At 40.9% G+C, this 14915-nt stretch carries 13 protein-coding genes, 1 tRNA gene and 1 pseudogene; 2 read left to right on the top strand and 13 right to left on the bottom strand.

The annotated features are described in order from the left end of the window. Window positions 1–55 precede the first annotated feature (55 nt). The 5 genes from EWM62_RS06560 to EWM62_RS06580 all read right to left on the bottom strand — a co-directional run bounded on the left by EWM62_RS06560 (window position 56) and on the right by EWM62_RS06580 (window position 3440). Window positions 56–1234, bottom strand: a complete 1179-nt coding sequence (locus tag EWM62_RS06560; RefSeq protein WP_129875854.1) for an acetyl-CoA C-acyltransferase — start codon at window positions 1232–1234, stop codon at window positions 56–58. A 96-nt stretch (window positions 1235–1330) separates the two neighbouring features. Then, window positions 1331–1498 carry an Arc family DNA binding domain-containing protein gene (locus tag EWM62_RS06565; RefSeq protein WP_129875855.1) on the bottom strand — a complete coding sequence of 56 codons (168 nt, stop codon included), beginning with the start codon at window positions 1496–1498 and terminating at the stop codon, window positions 1331–1333. 4 nt (window positions 1499–1502) lie between these two features. Further along, complete coding sequence (locus EWM62_RS06570; RefSeq protein ID WP_129875856.1) at window positions 1503–2030, bottom strand: hypothetical protein; 528 nt, start codon at window positions 2028–2030, stop codon at window positions 1503–1505. 5 nt (window positions 2031–2035) lie between these two features. Then, a complete protein-coding gene (locus EWM62_RS06575; RefSeq protein ID WP_129875857.1) occupies window positions 2036–2581 on the bottom strand; it encodes a hypothetical protein in 546 nt (181 codons plus the stop codon). 1 nt (window position 2582) lies between these two features. Beyond that, window positions 2583–3440, bottom strand: a complete 858-nt coding sequence (locus EWM62_RS06580; protein WP_129875858.1) for an SPFH domain-containing protein — start codon at window positions 3438–3440, stop codon at window positions 2583–2585. 115 nt (window positions 3441–3555) lie between these two features. Here EWM62_RS06580 and EWM62_RS06585 point away from each other — a divergent pair, with 115 nt between their 5' ends. Together EWM62_RS06585 and EWM62_RS06590 are read left to right on the top strand one after the other, a co-directional pair. After that, window positions 3556–5622 (top strand): HD family phosphohydrolase, encoded by a 2067-nt coding sequence (locus EWM62_RS06585; RefSeq protein ID WP_129875859.1) that lies wholly within the window; start codon window positions 3556–3558, stop codon window positions 5620–5622. A gap of 83 nt (window positions 5623–5705) precedes the next feature. Then, a tRNA-Ser gene (locus tag EWM62_RS06590) sits at window positions 5706–5795 on the top strand. A gap of 81 nt (window positions 5796–5876) precedes the next feature. Here EWM62_RS06590 and xrtY read toward each other — a convergent pair. The 8 genes and pseudogenes from xrtY to EWM62_RS06635 form a co-directional block, all read right to left on the bottom strand. After that, window positions 5877–7296 (bottom strand): annotated as a pseudogene (xrtY, locus tag EWM62_RS19815) (exosortase Y). After that, window positions 7293–7913: a class I SAM-dependent methyltransferase gene (locus EWM62_RS06605; RefSeq protein ID WP_129875862.1), complete on the bottom strand. Its 621-nt coding sequence runs from the start codon at window positions 7911–7913 to the stop codon at window positions 7293–7295. Before EWM62_RS06605 ends, xrtY begins: the two are co-directional and overlap by 4 nt. Next, complete coding sequence (locus EWM62_RS06610; RefSeq protein ID WP_129875863.1) at window positions 7900–9042, bottom strand: XrtY-associated glycosyltransferase XYAG1; 1143 nt, start codon at window positions 9040–9042, stop codon at window positions 7900–7902. Before EWM62_RS06610 ends, EWM62_RS06605 begins: the two co-directional genes overlap by 14 nt. Continuing rightward, a complete protein-coding gene (locus EWM62_RS06615) occupies window positions 9039–10439 on the bottom strand; it encodes an exosortase Y-associated Wzy-like protein (RefSeq protein ID WP_129875864.1) in 1401 nt (466 codons plus the stop codon). Before EWM62_RS06615 ends, EWM62_RS06610 begins: the two co-directional genes overlap by 4 nt. Then, a complete protein-coding gene (locus EWM62_RS06620) occupies window positions 10439–11287 on the bottom strand; it encodes an FkbM family methyltransferase (RefSeq protein WP_129875865.1) in 849 nt (282 codons plus the stop codon). Before EWM62_RS06620 ends, EWM62_RS06615 begins: the two co-directional genes overlap by 1 nt. Then, complete coding sequence (locus EWM62_RS06625; RefSeq protein WP_129875866.1) at window positions 11274–12431, bottom strand: glycosyltransferase family 4 protein; 1158 nt, start codon at window positions 12429–12431, stop codon at window positions 11274–11276. The genes EWM62_RS06620 and EWM62_RS06625 overlap by 14 nt, the downstream gene beginning before the upstream one ends. Further along, window positions 12428–13699 carry a glycosyltransferase gene (locus EWM62_RS06630; protein ID WP_238989292.1) on the bottom strand — a complete coding sequence of 424 codons (1272 nt, stop codon included), beginning with the start codon at window positions 13697–13699 and terminating at the stop codon, window positions 12428–12430. The genes EWM62_RS06625 and EWM62_RS06630 overlap by 4 nt, the downstream gene beginning before the upstream one ends. Beyond that, window positions 13696–14913 (bottom strand): glycosyltransferase family protein, encoded by a 1218-nt coding sequence (locus EWM62_RS06635; protein ID WP_129875867.1) that lies wholly within the window; start codon window positions 14911–14913, stop codon window positions 13696–13698. Before EWM62_RS06635 ends, EWM62_RS06630 begins: the two co-directional genes overlap by 4 nt. Window positions 14914–14915 lie beyond the last annotated feature (2 nt).

A 14915-nucleotide genomic window follows, 5' to 3' on the forward strand; every position in this document is an offset into this window, starting at 1 on the left:
ATCGCAGATAATAACGTATTACCCGCCGCTAAATTATTAAAAAGATATATTGATGTTACGACAAGTTTTCGATAACCATTGCGCTGGCGCCACCGCCGCCGTTACAGATACCTGCAGCGCCAAGTTTACCGCCGTTTTGCTGTAAAACATGTATCAGCGTTACAATGATACGTGCACCGGATGCACCAAGCGGATGGCCGATTGCAACCGCGCCACCGTTAATATTTACTTTAGCAGCATCGAGCTTTAATATTTTATTGTTGGCTAAAGATACCACTGAAAAAGCCTCGTTTATCTCGAAGAAATCAATCTGCTCTGCAGACACGCCAGCTTTATGCAGGGCCAGTGGGATGGCCTTCGCGGGTGCTGTGGTAAAATACTCGGGTGCCTGCTGGGCATCGGCAAAAGAAACTACTTTGGCTAAAGGTTTGATACCCATCGCATCGGCTTTTTCCTTGCTCATTAGTACCAAAGCCGCTGCGCCATCATTTAAAGTAGAAGCATTGGCGGCTGTAACCGTGCCGTCCTTTTTAAACACCGGCTTAAGGGTAGGGATCTTATCGAATTTTACCGTATTCGGTTCTTCGTCATCAGCAAATAAAGTAACCTCACCTTTTCTATCCTTTAATTCAACAGGGGTTATCTCGGCTTTAAACTTGCCACCCGCCTGTGATGCCTGAGCACGTTTGTACGATTCTATTGCAAAGGCATCCTGTTCCTCGCGGGTTACGTTGCAGTCAACCGCGCAAAGCTCGGCTGCCGAACCCATGTGATAATCGTTATATACATCCCAAAGGCCGTCTTTTACCAGGCCATCTATAATTTGCCCGTTGCCTAAACGATAGCCGTTTCGGGCTTTATCAAGGTAGTAGGGTACATTGCTCATGCTTTCCATACCGCCGGCAAGTACAATATCGTTATCGCCATTGGCTATACTTTGGGCTGCCAGCATAATCGCTTTCATACCAGATGCGCATACTTTGTTCACTGTAGTTGCAGGTAAGTAAGGTAAGCCGGCAAATATCGCCGCTTGTGTGGCAGGTGCCTGGCCCAAATTAGCCGATAGCACATTGCCCATATATACTTCCTGCACATCTGCCGGTTGTAAACCCGCTTTTTCAATTGCCGATTTAATAACTACAGCGCCTAATTGCGTAGCCGATAATGATGCCAGGCTACCGCCAAAACTGCCGATAGGGGTACGGGTTGCCGATACGATATATACTTCTTTCATACGAGAAATGCTTTTTATAATGGTGGGGCAAATTTAGGATTTATTGCCCATAGATAAAGATAGATTTAAAAAATATTATGCATGCATAGTATTTTATTATGAATCCTTTTTTTTGCGCGATGTTTTCTTACGTGCCTTTAAAGCCTCCTGCAGCAAATACTCTATCTGTCCGTTGGTGCTGCGGAATTCATCAGCACCCCAGGTCTCGATCTCCTTTAGCACATCAGGGTTTATTCTTAATACAAATGCTTTTTTTTCGGCCATAATATTAATGTGCTGCAGCCTGTTTCTGGCGTAACATTATCACATGCAACCCTATCATTATAAGCAATGGCAGTGGCGGCATATTTTCAGGTGTTTTAAGCAGGGCTATAGTTACCGTAAAAGGTTGTTTAACTGCAAAAGGCTTTTGGGTGATGTGTAAAATATCACCTAATTGGCTGTTGGTTAGCGTAATTGATTTGGAGAACAACTTTTTACACAGGTAAGTGGCTTCAAAACCAGTGTCAAACAACAGGTTAAAATCCCTTTTCCATATTTCGGGGACTAAGTTGCCTACAGGTTCGTCCTCTCCTCGGTTAAGCAAAAGGGTACGGTTAAACCATCCTTTACGTTTAATGGTCCAGCTGTTTTGCGGCAGTTCAATAATGGCGTCGCGCTTAAAGTTAGATCGGTAGCTGAGTTTGGCATATACAAACTGCCCATCGGTAAGTTCAAACTCCGGTTTCCAGAAACCATGTCTTGCAATAAAAAGTTCGTTGGTGCGGAGCTGGTCGGCATTTCTTAAGTCATTCATTGCTATTAATATAATCCTAAAGGAAGTTTTATATAACGGAAACGGTTGGTTAAGCTATAAGCAACTCCGTATAATAACATTAATTCCATTTCGGTTGGTGACTTGCTTAAAGGGGCATTTAAAATTATTTTGATGGGTTTTTTACCGCTCCAGGTGCTTTCTTTTAAAGTTAAAATATCGCCAAAGCTCGCATTACGCCAAACATAATCCGATTTCATTCCCATTAAATAAGAAGTTTTCACAAGCTCTGCTTTAAAACCATTGTTCATTTCCAGTAGTAAGTTTTTGGAGTTTTCTTCAAATGTGAAAAATCCAACATTTTCAGCCGTGATATTTTTAATTAATATCTTAGTGAACTTTCCATCCCAACTACTGTCTTTTTCAAAAGTCCATGTATTATTTAATGTCCCGATAAATTTGTCAGGATCACTAATTAGGGCATATGCATATTGTTCATCCCTAATTTCATAAGTAAAATTGATGAAAGAGGTTTTTACAACTGTCAATTCATTTGAACTTATGAAGTTGAAATTTTTTAGTTGATTCATCATCTTAGTGATATAAAGTACCCGTATTAACTATAGGCGATACGCTTTTATCGCCGCAAAGCACAACCAGCAGGTTACTTACCATAGCTGCCTTTCGTTCCTCGTCCAGCTCGATAATGTTTTTCTCTTCCATTTTTTGCAGGGCCATTTCTACCATACCCACAGCCCCCTCAACTATCAACCTGCGGGCCGATATAATAGCCGATGCCTGTTGGCGTTGTAACATGGCGTGGGCTATCTCGGGCGCATAAGCCAGGTGCGATATGCGTGCTTCTAAAACTTCGATGCCGGCGCGTTCCAGGCGTTCGTTCAGCTCCTGTACCAGCAATATTCCAACCTGTTCAGATCCGCCGCGCAGGGTAATACTGGCGTTTTCATCCTCAATATGGTCATAAGGGAAGGAGTTGGCCAGGTGGCGCACAGCAGCCTCGCTTTGTATATTTACATATTGAAGGTAATTTTCTACCGCGAAAACGGCTTTAGCAGTATCTTTTATCTGCCATACAATTACTGCGGCAATTTCAATGGGGTTACCTACGCTGTCGTTTACTTTTAGCTGCTGCCCGTTCAGGTTGTAGGCCTTTAACGATACCTTCTTTTTAACGGTGAAAGGGTTTACCCAAAAAAAACCATCTTGCTTAACAGTGCCCTGGTATTTACCAAACAAGGTAAGCACCTTCGATTCGTTGGGGTTTACTATGGCAAGGCCGGGTAAAATAAAAACAAAGTTTACTACACATATTATGGCGCCTACAACAGGCTGCTGCCAATAAAAGGCGGCTGCGGCTGCGCCAATAAGAACAAGTACTAAAATAAAGGCTAAATAACCTGATGGCGCTGTGGTAACTTTTTCGGTTTGCATGATAATGTTTGATTTTAAAATGATATCATAAAGATATCAACTTTGATTTGATAAAAGCAAGAAAAATAACAGATAACCGAAACTTATATTATTTTTGATTGGATAAACACGGCTAATGGCAAAACTATCATCGTCCCGGCAAAAGGCCTTACTGCGTAAATACGCCCTTAATGTTAAGTTTTTTATGATGCTGGCGAGCGTAACGGTGATTGTATACGCCCTGCCCAAGCAAGCTAAGTTTGGTTACGAATACGAAAAGGGGAGGATCTGGAACCAAAAAGACCTGGTATCGCCCTACAACTTCGCTATCCTTAAAACCGATAACGAAATAGAGGCCGACCAAAAGGCCGCCCTGGCCGCTGTAACACCCATCTATCAAAAAAATGATGATATGGGCCGGCAGCAGCAGGAGGGTTTTAAAACCGACCTGGAAGTAAAGTGGCACTCGGCTGGTCTTAACGAAAAACAGAAAAACGCCTACCTGCAAACCGGGTACGATATTTTAAAAACATGTTATGATAAGGGTATTTTAAAGCTTAGCCCCAAATACCAGCAAAGCGGCAAAAATTACGTGGTTACCATTTTAAGCGCTAATGTTGCCACCGATAAAAATACCGCCGACCTGTTTACCCGCGAACGGGCCATTGCCTATTGCGATTTTGAGATAAGCAAATCACCAGGCCTTGATAAGGCCTTTTTGCTTGACGTTGTGCAGGACAGGTTGCAAAATAACTTGATATATGATGCCAACCTTACCGCCCGTTTAGAAAAGGAAGTTACCGAAAACCTGTCCATCACCCGGGGTATGGTTCAAAAGGGAGATGTTATAATAGGTAAAGGCTCTGTAATAAACGATGAAGCTTACCAGAAGCTGGCATCATACAAAAAAGCCTTTGAAGATAACGCCCGCACCAATGGCAACCGCAGCCTTGTTTTATTAGGGCAGTTTTTACTGGTAGGCATAACCATCACTTTATTAATGGTGTTCCTGTACTTGTTTAGGCGGGATATTTATGATGATAACCGTTTGGTGAGCCTGATTTTGCTGGTTATAACGGCCATGCTGGCTACTTTGTCGCTGGCTATAAAGTTGGGGCTGCCAAATTTTTACTACATACCCTATTGTATAGTGCCTATCATCATCCGTATATTGTTTGATACCCGTTTGGCATTAAACATACATTTGCTGGTTGTGCTTATAGCGGGTTTTTTTGTACCTAACAGCTTTGAATTCGCTTATTTTGAGATCACCGCGGGTATGGTGTCTATCTATAGCATCAAAAACCTTATCCGCCGCGAGCAATTCCTGATATCGGCATTGATCATCACGTTTACCTATTTTGTAGCATTCCTGGGGATATCATTGATACGCGAGGGCACCTTTAATTCGATAGACTGGATCGATTTTATACCCTTTGCTGTAAGCGTACTGCTTACTTTACTTGCTTATCCGCTTATTTATCTGTTCGAGAAAGTGTTTGCCATCACATCAGACATCACATTAATAGAGCTGACCAATACCAACGCGCCCCTGTTGCGCGAAATGGCCTTTAGCGCACCAGGTACTTTCCAACACTCGTTGCAGGTAGCCAACCTGGCCGAGAACGCGATCTACTCCATTGGCGGTAATGCGCTGCTGGTTAGGGCTGGGGCCTTGTATCACGATATTGGTAAAATGGAGAATCCTTTGTTTTTTATCGAGAACCAAAGTTCGGGCTTTAACCCGCATGATAAACTGCCTTACGAGGAAAGTGCCCAGATCATTATCCGCCACGTAAGTAAGGGTATCGAAATGGCACGCAAAGCCAACCTGCCCGAGATCGTTATCGACTTTATACGTACCCATCACGGTAATACCAGGGTTGATTATTTTTACCAGTCGTTCCTGAAAAATTTCCCCGAAAAATTCATCAACGAGAATATTTTCCGCTATCCTGGGCCTATTCCTTTCTCAAAAGAGGCCGGTGTTTTAATGCTTGCCGACTCGGTAGAGGCTGCTTCGAGGTCGTTAAAAGAGCCAGATGAAGAATCTATAGGCATACTGGTTGACCGTATTGTGAAGTACAAGCTTGAGCAAAACCAGTTGAATGACAGTAACATAACACTGAAAGACCTGGAAACCATTAAAAATATATTTAAGCGGATGCTGGCCAGCATTTATCACGTTAGGATTGATTATTAAAAATCTGATTTATTTTTTTGACAGCTTAAGCGATTTGCTATATTTGCAATCCCTGAAAAAAGGGAAGTATTCTTGAAAATAATGGTGAGGTGCCTGAGAGGCCGAAAGGATCAGTTTGCTAAACTGACGTACGGGAAACTGTACCGAGGGTTCGAATCCCTCCCTCACCGCCAGATTTGATAACAAAAAGCAACAAAAGCCTGTAAATTTATTGATTTACAGGCTTTTATGTTTTAGCTAATTGTAATTAAGGGTTAAAGTGTAGCTTGGTTTACGGCGCGGTCCTGATAACGGGTGTAAAAATACAGGCTTATGGCGATGATAAGATAGGTAACTATGTTGAAAATGGTGTGGTGATCTGATATATAAACGGTGGTATGCCGCCAGTAAAGTGCAAGCAGTATAAACCGCGAAAGGTTTAGTAACTGGATGCATACGAGGCCGGGTATAAAAAAATATAGCTTAACTTTTAATACCCCGGGGTAGGCAATTACAAAAGCCGAAAAGAAACACATCACCCCAAAACCCAAACAATCGTACCCTACATGTATGATGTTGTGCCCAACCACCAGCATTTGATAAGTGGTTGTTTTGGTTTGATAGCCAAGTAAATTTAAAATGCCCGCGCTGCTTTCTATCAGTGTATACCTTAGCCAGCTAATAAAGTTAAGATGCTCGTCTAAAAACGGTGAATATAATTTTCCTTCGTGCGATGTGATGGCAAGGAAAAGAATATAAAAGCCATAAAATAAGGCAAACAGACATAAAAACTTAATAACAAACTTTAATGCAGGGTTAAACCCGGGTTTATTTTGCTTCATTATTGCGTTGTTTTAGCAGCTCATCTATTTTAATATCTACTACCAGCCTAAACCAAAAGCCCTGCATGAAATGGAATATTAAACCCGTGCGGCCGTCGAGCACGCCCAGTTTAAATATTATACGATAGGTAAAGTATAATGCCGGGCGCAAATAACGGGGAAGTTTCCACCATCGCTGTTTAAGCCATGCCGTGCGTTCATCTGGCGAACCCCAAAAATGGGTTTTTACTATTTGCTGCCTAAGGCTCAGCATGCGTTCAATCTCTTCGTGGGCCAGCAGATCACTGTATTTGTTGTGCTTGCTTATCCAAAAGCTGATGTTGTTTTCCTTTAAGTTCTCTTCCAGGATATGGCCATTCTTCCAGATGATTGTGTTACCCGGTACTACCAGCCGGTGATCCATATTCTCGTTAATATCCGAAAATCCAACATCATACCTGATCATTTTTAACAAGTAAAATGGATAATAGCCGCCATGCTTTATCCATCGCCCCTTAAAAAAGTTTTTACGGTTAAAATAAATACCATTTATATCCCGGTGTTGTTCCTCATTAAAGTTTTGCAGCAGCAGGAAAAGTTCGGGTGTAACTATATGGTCGGCATCAAGGCAAATTACCCAGGGGGTTTGTACATTAAAGTTTTTAAGCGCAAAATCCCACTGTTTTGGATGGTTTTCAAACGGGTGCTGTAATACTGTAGCCCCGGCCGCTTCAGCAATTGCAGTGGTATTATCTGTACTGCCCGAATCAAGTACGAACGTTGGGGCATTTAATCCCGCTATTGATGAAAGCAGCCTGGGCAGGTGTATTTCCTCGTTATAAGTAAGTATGATGAAGGAATACCGGGTATTCAATTTAATTGTGCTTTAATGATCATCGACTTCCATAAATAAGGTACCCTTCCACAGCCTTTAAAGCATATAACCTTAAACCCCTTGCTTGTTAACAGGCTGCTTAGGGTTGCTGCCGACCACATTTTTATATGGCCGCCAAGCCATATGGGGCTAAGGTGAGTATCCCACTTGTTAAATATACTTAAAACAAGGTTTTTAAGGTAACCATGATAAGGGGTAGATAGTATGATCTCGCCTTTGCCGGGTAATGATTCTTTACAAAAAGTAATAAAGGCCTCCGGGTCGTAAAGGTGCTCTATCACCTCGGTGGATATAATGGTATCAAAATTTAATCCCTGTAATTCAACCGGCAATTTCCCGGTCGACAGATCCTGCACAAAAAATCTGTTGGCATTCTTTTGTTTGGCTATCCCGATGCCTTTCTCTGAAGCATCGGTACCATATGCGTTATACCCTAAGGTGATGAGATGGTTTACCAGGTAACCATTGCCGCAGCCCAGATCTAAAATGCAGTGGTTCTTGTTTTTATCCAGCATGTTTAGCAATGGCTGCAAAATGTAATTGAAGTTGTAGGTTATGGTACTGTTATGGTACCCATAATCCTTATAATCGCTCATGTGCTAAAATATCTTTATAAAAATTGACGTATTGCTGTTGTAACCGAGATCCGGAAAAGTCTGCCCTGACAATGCCTGGCGCTGTTTTCTGTATCTCGGCTATTTGTGTGCTGTAATCTGTCATGTTATTGATGGCATCACTTACCGATGCTGCATCAGTATCGCAAATCCAGCCCAGTTTATGGTCTTTAACGTAATTGGCAAGGCCAACGTTATGGCTAATTAATACGGGGGTGCCCACGCTAAGGCTTTCTATCACAACATTGCCAAAATTCTCATCATGCGATGGTAATACTAACAGATCGTGTCGGCTAAGCAATTCAAACTTATCATCATTAAAAAAACCGGCCCAAGTTATATTAGCGGTAATACTGGGATCTGTTACAGATGCTTTTAGTTTGTTGATGTAGTTAATGTCGCCATCACCGGCAATGGTTAAGTGAAAAGGGGGCGTGACCGTATTAAGCGCCTTCAGCAAAATATCCAGTCCTTTTTTTTCTTCGATGCGCGAAAAGAAAAGCAGTTTTACAGGTCCATCGGCGGCGGGTCTTTCAACACAAGCTGACGGTAGCTTTACAAAGTTTGGTATAATTGCAGTACTTAAAGGTTTTACAACATCAAGTATAGATATACTTTCTCTTGCGGCGGTAACATGGATGTGGCATTTGGCCAATAACCTTTTTCCTAACAGGGTATGGATGATCCTTTTTTTACCGATATTATTATTAGCGAATGAATAACTACTTAAAGTGCCCCGGGGCGATAAGATAACCGGCACTCCTTTAACCAAAGCAACAGCGCACGATAATACCGATACCAGGTTCCACCAGGCGTGGATATGTACCGCATCAAACTCCTTAGCCCTTTTCCATAAAGCCTTTAACAAAGCAGGCGAAAAATGGGTATGATCTTTTGTTAAGCGTTTAAAGTATGTTACCGTTACACCATCAATTGTAGTTGGCCTGTTAGCTATAACAGGTAACTCGGTTATACCGTTTGCAGTTGTAGTAAACACTTCTGCCTGTACTTTTGCATTAACTAAAGCCTCGCACAGCATAGCAACCGACATAGTAGGGCCCCCATAAATATAGGCCGGCTTATATGCAGCTACGATATGCAGTATTTTCAAATCCGTTTAAGAAAAGCAGTTCCCAATAATATCTTTTGAATGATGATCATCGTTATGTAACTCCAAAAAACAGAGTTAATTAAAAATTCAAAACTTAAGCCACGCCAAAATATTTGGAAAAGGCCGCTAAATATTAAAGCAGTACCTAAAATATATCCTCCAAATAGTTGTTCTGCTTTAATAGAGATAAGTTGTGCTGTTGCACCATAAGCAAATAGAATTATAAATATGCCGATAAGACCGCCGGACAGATAAGCATCTACCACAAACGCGGGCTTGGCAGATACGTTTGACAGCCTGTTAGCTACACCGGCATCATAAACGCGCTCCATTACCAGGTCCTCTGTTACGGGTTTGCCTGGCCAAAATACGCGTGGTACTATTGCTATTAAAGATTGCTCTAATAATTTAACGCCATAGTAGTCTACATTTTGAGGGGTAGATTGCGCGAAGGTGATAAACATATCTATTTCGCTTAAACGGTAAACAAAAAACGACCAGTTAGAGTCGTCATTGTCATTATTCAACGTAGCATCCAGTGCTAATTGTGATGATTCTTCCACATCAACATCCCCCGACCACGCATTCTGGCGAAAATTAGTTACGTAGGTGGGTAACAATAAAAAGGCAGCTAATAATAAGGGTATAAACGTTACCGTAATTATTTTTTTGTAGTTGGGATATAAAAATACACCCAGTACCATAATGCTTATAATAACTGGTTCTTTATAACCCGAATGAAATGCCTGGTAAAGGTTAAACAGGTACAGCACAGTACAAATAATGGTGTTTAACGATTTGTTTAACGGTATGGCAAAAGCCAGGGCCAGGGTACCGGCAATAAAACTAAGCGAGCTAAGCTGGTAGTAGAACTGGGACAGTCCGGGTATCTTAAGGAATGCGATTGATACAGGGAAGCTGATAACAGCTACCCTTAACAGTAAATTTGCAAGTGCTTCTTTTTCTATGTAATATTTTTTTTCTTCGGGATATTTCATGAAAACCAATATCCCGGTAACAAATGATGCGTGTGCAAGGCTATAATAGCGTTGGCATTGCGCCGTAAACATTAGCCTTGTTTGGTCGGTTAAAATAATACTGTTTGTTTTTTGGAAATCGCTGTAACCCAATATATCTAAAAAGTAAAAAATCGATGTACAGCACATAAAACCGGCAAAGATTATCTGCATAATAAATAGCGGCCTCATCAGTTGCTCACTAAAGCTGCGATCTTGCGGCAGTGGTTTTACCCAACCTGTTAAGCTGATATAAAATATAAGGAGTGATCCCAGCCAGGCTATCATGTACGATAAAACAGCATCAGCCCTAAATATCGATGCGAAAAGCCAGGGTAAATAAAGCACCAGGTACCTTTCCAGCTTTTGTTTGTTAGCCATTATTTAAGCGGGATGCAAAACAGGTTTCCACTTTCAATTTTTTTAGCATCAATTATCAATTCGCAGCCAACCGGTGTTATTTGGTATAACGTATAGCCCATTGATAGTAAAAAGGCAGTACAGTCTGTTATACTTTGGCCAATTGTAGCCCAATAGTTGCTATCATATTCAAAAATAATGCGGGGCTTATATTGTTTTAACGTATTTGTAAGGCCGCGCAACACCTGGTATTCATACCCTTCAACATCTATTTTTATTAAAGCCAGGTGGTTTAGCGCCTGTATCTCCGGGAGGTTGTCGGCAATTTTTACATACACGGTTTGCTTATCGCTATGTCCTTGTGAATCATTTAAACTAAAAGCGCCCTGGTTCCATGCGTTTTTGTTGATGCTGAATTCGGCCTCGGTTTCGGTATCTGATAATGCAAACGGAAGCAGTGTTACATTAACTGCCTTGTTAAGCAATACGTTTTTTTTGAATTTTTCCTGCAGGTGGTTAAGTGGTTCAAAGGCATAAACCTTACCATTATTACCAACACATTGCGACATGCGGATGCTTTGCAAGCCAATGTTACCGCCAATATCTAACGCGTTTTCCCCTGGTTTTAACGATACCCTGATCAGTTTATTAATCTCGTCCTCGTAAGTGCCGGTGCTTAAAATTGTCCATTCTATATAATTATCGGCAGTTGTGTAAATAGCGATATCCTCGGTATTTAACCATACAATACCATCCTTAATTTGGCTTTTAAGCTGATCGGACGGACTGAAAAAATGTGCCAGCCGTTCCTTACCCGGTAAATTCCAGTTGCGGATAAAATTTAGCTTTATGCGGTCAGTTCGTTTCATTCAATAATTTATTTTCAATTGCAATCGCAATTTGGGTAAAATCCCAGTCTTTTATGATCATACCCGAGTGTTTGCCAAGTTCGGTTAACCTGTCGGCAGATCCGGTTAGTTCCGTCAGTTTTTTAAGCAGGCTATTTTCATCACCACTTTTAAATATTGCGCCGTTGTAGCCGGGTTTAACCAGGTCAATAGCGCATCCTACCTTATCAGACACTAATATAGCTTTATTACATGCCATAGCCTCGTTTACAGATAATCCCCATGTTTCAGATATTGAGGGTAAACAATAGAGGTTAGCTGCCTGATATATTATGGGAATATATGTTTGATTTACAAAATCTAAAAAATGGATATTATTAGATGCGACACTTATTCCGGCTTGTTGCTTTAAGGCAAGTTCATCCATTCCATTACCCACTAAAAGTAAATGTACTTTTTGATTATTTAATGCGCCAATTGCTGCAATTAAAATATGCAGGTTTTTAACAGGTTCAAACTTGCCGGCATATACTATCAGTATATCACCTGCAGACAAGTTTAATGACGCCCGTAACTCATTGGCACCCTCAGAACGGTCTACTTTAAAACGGTCATTATCTATAGCATGTGGTGCAAAAGATAACTGATCATTTTTTAATCCGTACTTTTTAAAGTATGCTTTATTACGGGTGCCCACATAAAAAGCATGGCTAATATGTTTATATACCCACTTAAGATATAAATATTTTAGTGTTTCTTTTACCGGATTACTGTAGTTTAAAAGTGTTGAGTCTCCCCTAAAATAGATGGGTATTTTGTTTTTAAAATAGCGTAGGACTTTTAAATGGCTGTGATAATTCCACCCAAAAACCAATAAGGCATTAGGGTTATACAGTTTGATCTTATTAATAAGAGTAGGGTTAATTATTCCTTTAGTATGATGTGAGCCGGGTAAGGTAGAAGTGTTTTCAATCCATTCATAAGCATACCCGTTTAATAATGGAATATCCCAGTTAATGTTTTTTTCAAACCCAAAATCATACTTGTTTCCCTGCTGACCAAGCGTATAAAATACTTTTATGCCAACCTTTCCACGCTGGCTAAGCAGCTTAAAAATGGGCGCGTAATATTGAATAGGGTGGGTGGTAATAATGGCTAATCTCATTTGCCTACCACCTTGTTAAAAAGCAGGCATTGCTGCCTTGCCATGTTGTTAGCTGAATACCGTTCGATGGCATTAGCATTATAATTTTCTGCAATGGCAACTCCTTTGGCTACTTCATTTAAAAAGCCTGTTATCTCATCAACATTATTAAAGGTGTAAACATGCTTAGCACCGTATTCGCCAAGTGTGGCAAGTGCCGGGCTTTTAGCATTAAATACTGCCAAAAGTGGTTTTTTGCTTAGTAAATAAGGGTAAATTTTAGATGCTGTGTACGCAGGATCGTCCGATCCCGGTATGAATAGCGCATCAGCTTGTTGCAGGGTAAGTAAGGTGTGGTAATAACTTATTCGATCAGTAATTTCGACGACGTTACTTTCCATCCCATACTGCTTTGCCAGCGGTAGTATGGTTGGTATGCCTTGCCTTAAAGGCGCGTAACTTGTACCAATAAAGTAAAATTTTATTGTATTGAATAAATCTGGATCTGTACCCGCACATTTTTTAAATGCGGTAAACAAAGCGCCTACCGCTTTATGCATGTCTGTACCTCCACGGCCAACATAAACTATATTTTTATAATCAGCATCAAGCAGGGGTGTGAAGTTTTGAGCATTATCTGCCGCGATGGTTAGATCGGGTTGATAAGCGCCAAAAGTAATGGTAGCCTGCGGAATGTTCTGTATCTGCGGATACCGTTCCTTTAGCGTAGTTATATAGCTTTCTGATACGCTGATAAGACCATCCACCTGTTTTATGGCTAATGGTTCAAGGTATTTATTTAACCGGTACGAAAACCAGTATTTTGGTGGTTGCTGTGCTTTAGGTTTATCCTGGTAATAATCAGAATGCCATGGGTCCTGCATATCTATTACATATGGGATTCCGAAACGCTTTTTCCAGTAACTACCAAGGATACAAACAGGGAATTGCGTAGTAGAAAAATATATAAGATCGAACTTAGAATCAGCCAGTAACTTATTTACTGTTTTACGGTAATACCACAATGAGCGTAATGCCAGGTTGCCTAAGCCAAATTTAGCCGTTATTTTTTTACTTAATGCTTTAACCCGATGGATCCTGATGGTGCCGGGCACACTTTGGAGTAATAATTCATCAGTCACCATATCGGTGTATGGTTCATCAACACAAACTACTTCTGCATCCCAGCCAAAATTTGCAAAATAGGGCAGGCTCATCCTTACCCTTTGCATATCTGCAGCATTTACCGGTGGGAAGTAAAGTGAAATAATGAGTACTTTACGGTTCATGATGTCTGCAATGTTTTTTGCACAGTTTGTAAGAACGATATACTTTCCTGTTCCCAGTTAAACCTTTCCAGCGCTAAGGAATATGAGGCTTGCTTTGTATTTACAAGGGCATCGTTATTTTGGGAATAATATTGCAGTGCAACAGCCAAAGATTCGATACGATCATTTTGGTACACCAGCCCTATAGCAGGGTATTGGGTTAACAAGGCCTGCTGGGCGGTAGTATTGCTGGCTATTACAGCAAGCCCGGCCTGCATATAAGTAAATATTTTGTTGGTTAGGCAAATATCCCTGTTGTATGGCGTATTATTTTCGGCGGCTATGCCAATGTCAAACTGCGTGGCAAATTCTATAAGTTTATTGGGGCTAATTGGTTGATGGAAGTAAACAGGAAACCCACCGGTATCAAAGTTTTCTTTAAAGGCATCATCAACCATTCCTAATAAATGAAGTTCGAACGGATTGTTTCCTAAAAGTTTTAAAGCGTTAATAATATTACTTAAGCCCCGCCCGCCGCCTATAGTTTGAGAGAACCAAAAGAGTTTTATTGCCCCATTTTTGTTTTGATGCATATGGTTAACCGCATTGCTTTTTGGAAATACGTTTAATATCGTAACAGGATCTGTATCTGGGTAAAGCTTGCGGTACTCACCGGCAATTATTGGGCTGCTTGCCGTTAAATAATCGGTTAGTGGAAGGTATTTATCATCAATATATTTAGAGATAATGTACTCAAATGAAGTATTATCATTGCTAACCTCGTGCCGGTGAAGATCTTCGATGTCGAAACCGCATTTAACCTGGTGTTTTTTTGCCGCTTTTACAGCTACGGGCAGGGCAGCCTGTATATGGCCGATATACAGATCAGCTTTTACAGAAAGTGCTTTTTTAAGTAATTCCGGATAAGTGCGCCCAAGTGCAATTTCTGCAATGCCAAATTTTAAGGTGATGTTTTTAGCAATAAAACGCGCTGCTTTTACCCTTAACCGGGTAAAAAAATAGGTTAATTTGTCTTGGAACGGCGAACCGCCCGCTAATATCGGCGTCCAGTTAACTTCCTTAAACAATTGTTTGTCTGTTTCCCAGGCCCATTGTGTCCAAAATGTATATATCACATAAACCTTATACCCCGCATCTTGTAAAGCATTGGCTTCTTTTACTAACCTGGGGTTGGTTGAGGGCTGACCTACCGAAATAAGGACAATTTTTTTCAAAG

The sequence above is a fragment of the Mucilaginibacter terrigena genome, assembly GCF_004168255.1.
Lineage (GTDB): Bacteria > Bacteroidota > Bacteroidia > Sphingobacteriales > Sphingobacteriaceae > Mucilaginibacter > Mucilaginibacter terrigena.

Coding starts and splice junctions, on each gene's coding strand:
- EWM62_RS06630 (WP_238989292.1), bottom strand. CDS start 13,699: ATGAACCGTAAAGTACTCATTATTTCACTTTACTTCCCACCGGTAAAT.
- EWM62_RS06605 (WP_129875862.1), bottom strand. CDS start 7,913: ATGAGCGATTATAAGGATTATGGGTACCATAACAGTACCATAACCTAC.
- EWM62_RS06575 (WP_129875857.1), bottom strand. CDS start 2,581: ATGATGAATCAACTAAAAAATTTCAACTTCATAAGTTCAAATGAATTG.
- EWM62_RS06615 (WP_129875864.1), bottom strand. CDS start 10,439: ATGGCTAACAAACAAAAGCTGGAAAGGTACCTGGTGCTTTATTTACCC.
- EWM62_RS06585 (WP_129875859.1), top strand. CDS start 3,556: ATGGCAAAACTATCATCGTCCCGGCAAAAGGCCTTACTGCGTAAATAC.
- EWM62_RS06580 (WP_129875858.1), bottom strand. CDS start 3,440: ATGCAAACCGAAAAAGTTACCACAGCGCCATCAGGTTATTTAGCCTTT.
- EWM62_RS06620 (WP_129875865.1), bottom strand. CDS start 11,287: ATGAAACGAACTGACCGCATAAAGCTAAATTTTATCCGCAACTGGAAT.
- EWM62_RS06560 (WP_129875854.1), bottom strand. CDS start 1,234: ATGAAAGAAGTATATATCGTATCGGCAACCCGTACCCCTATCGGCAGT.
- EWM62_RS06565 (WP_129875855.1), bottom strand. CDS start 1,498: ATGGCCGAAAAAAAAGCATTTGTATTAAGAATAAACCCTGATGTGCTA.
- EWM62_RS06570 (WP_129875856.1), bottom strand. CDS start 2,030: ATGAATGACTTAAGAAATGCCGACCAGCTCCGCACCAACGAACTTTTT.
- EWM62_RS06625 (WP_129875866.1), bottom strand. CDS start 12,431: ATGAGATTAGCCATTATTACCACCCACCCTATTCAATATTACGCGCCC.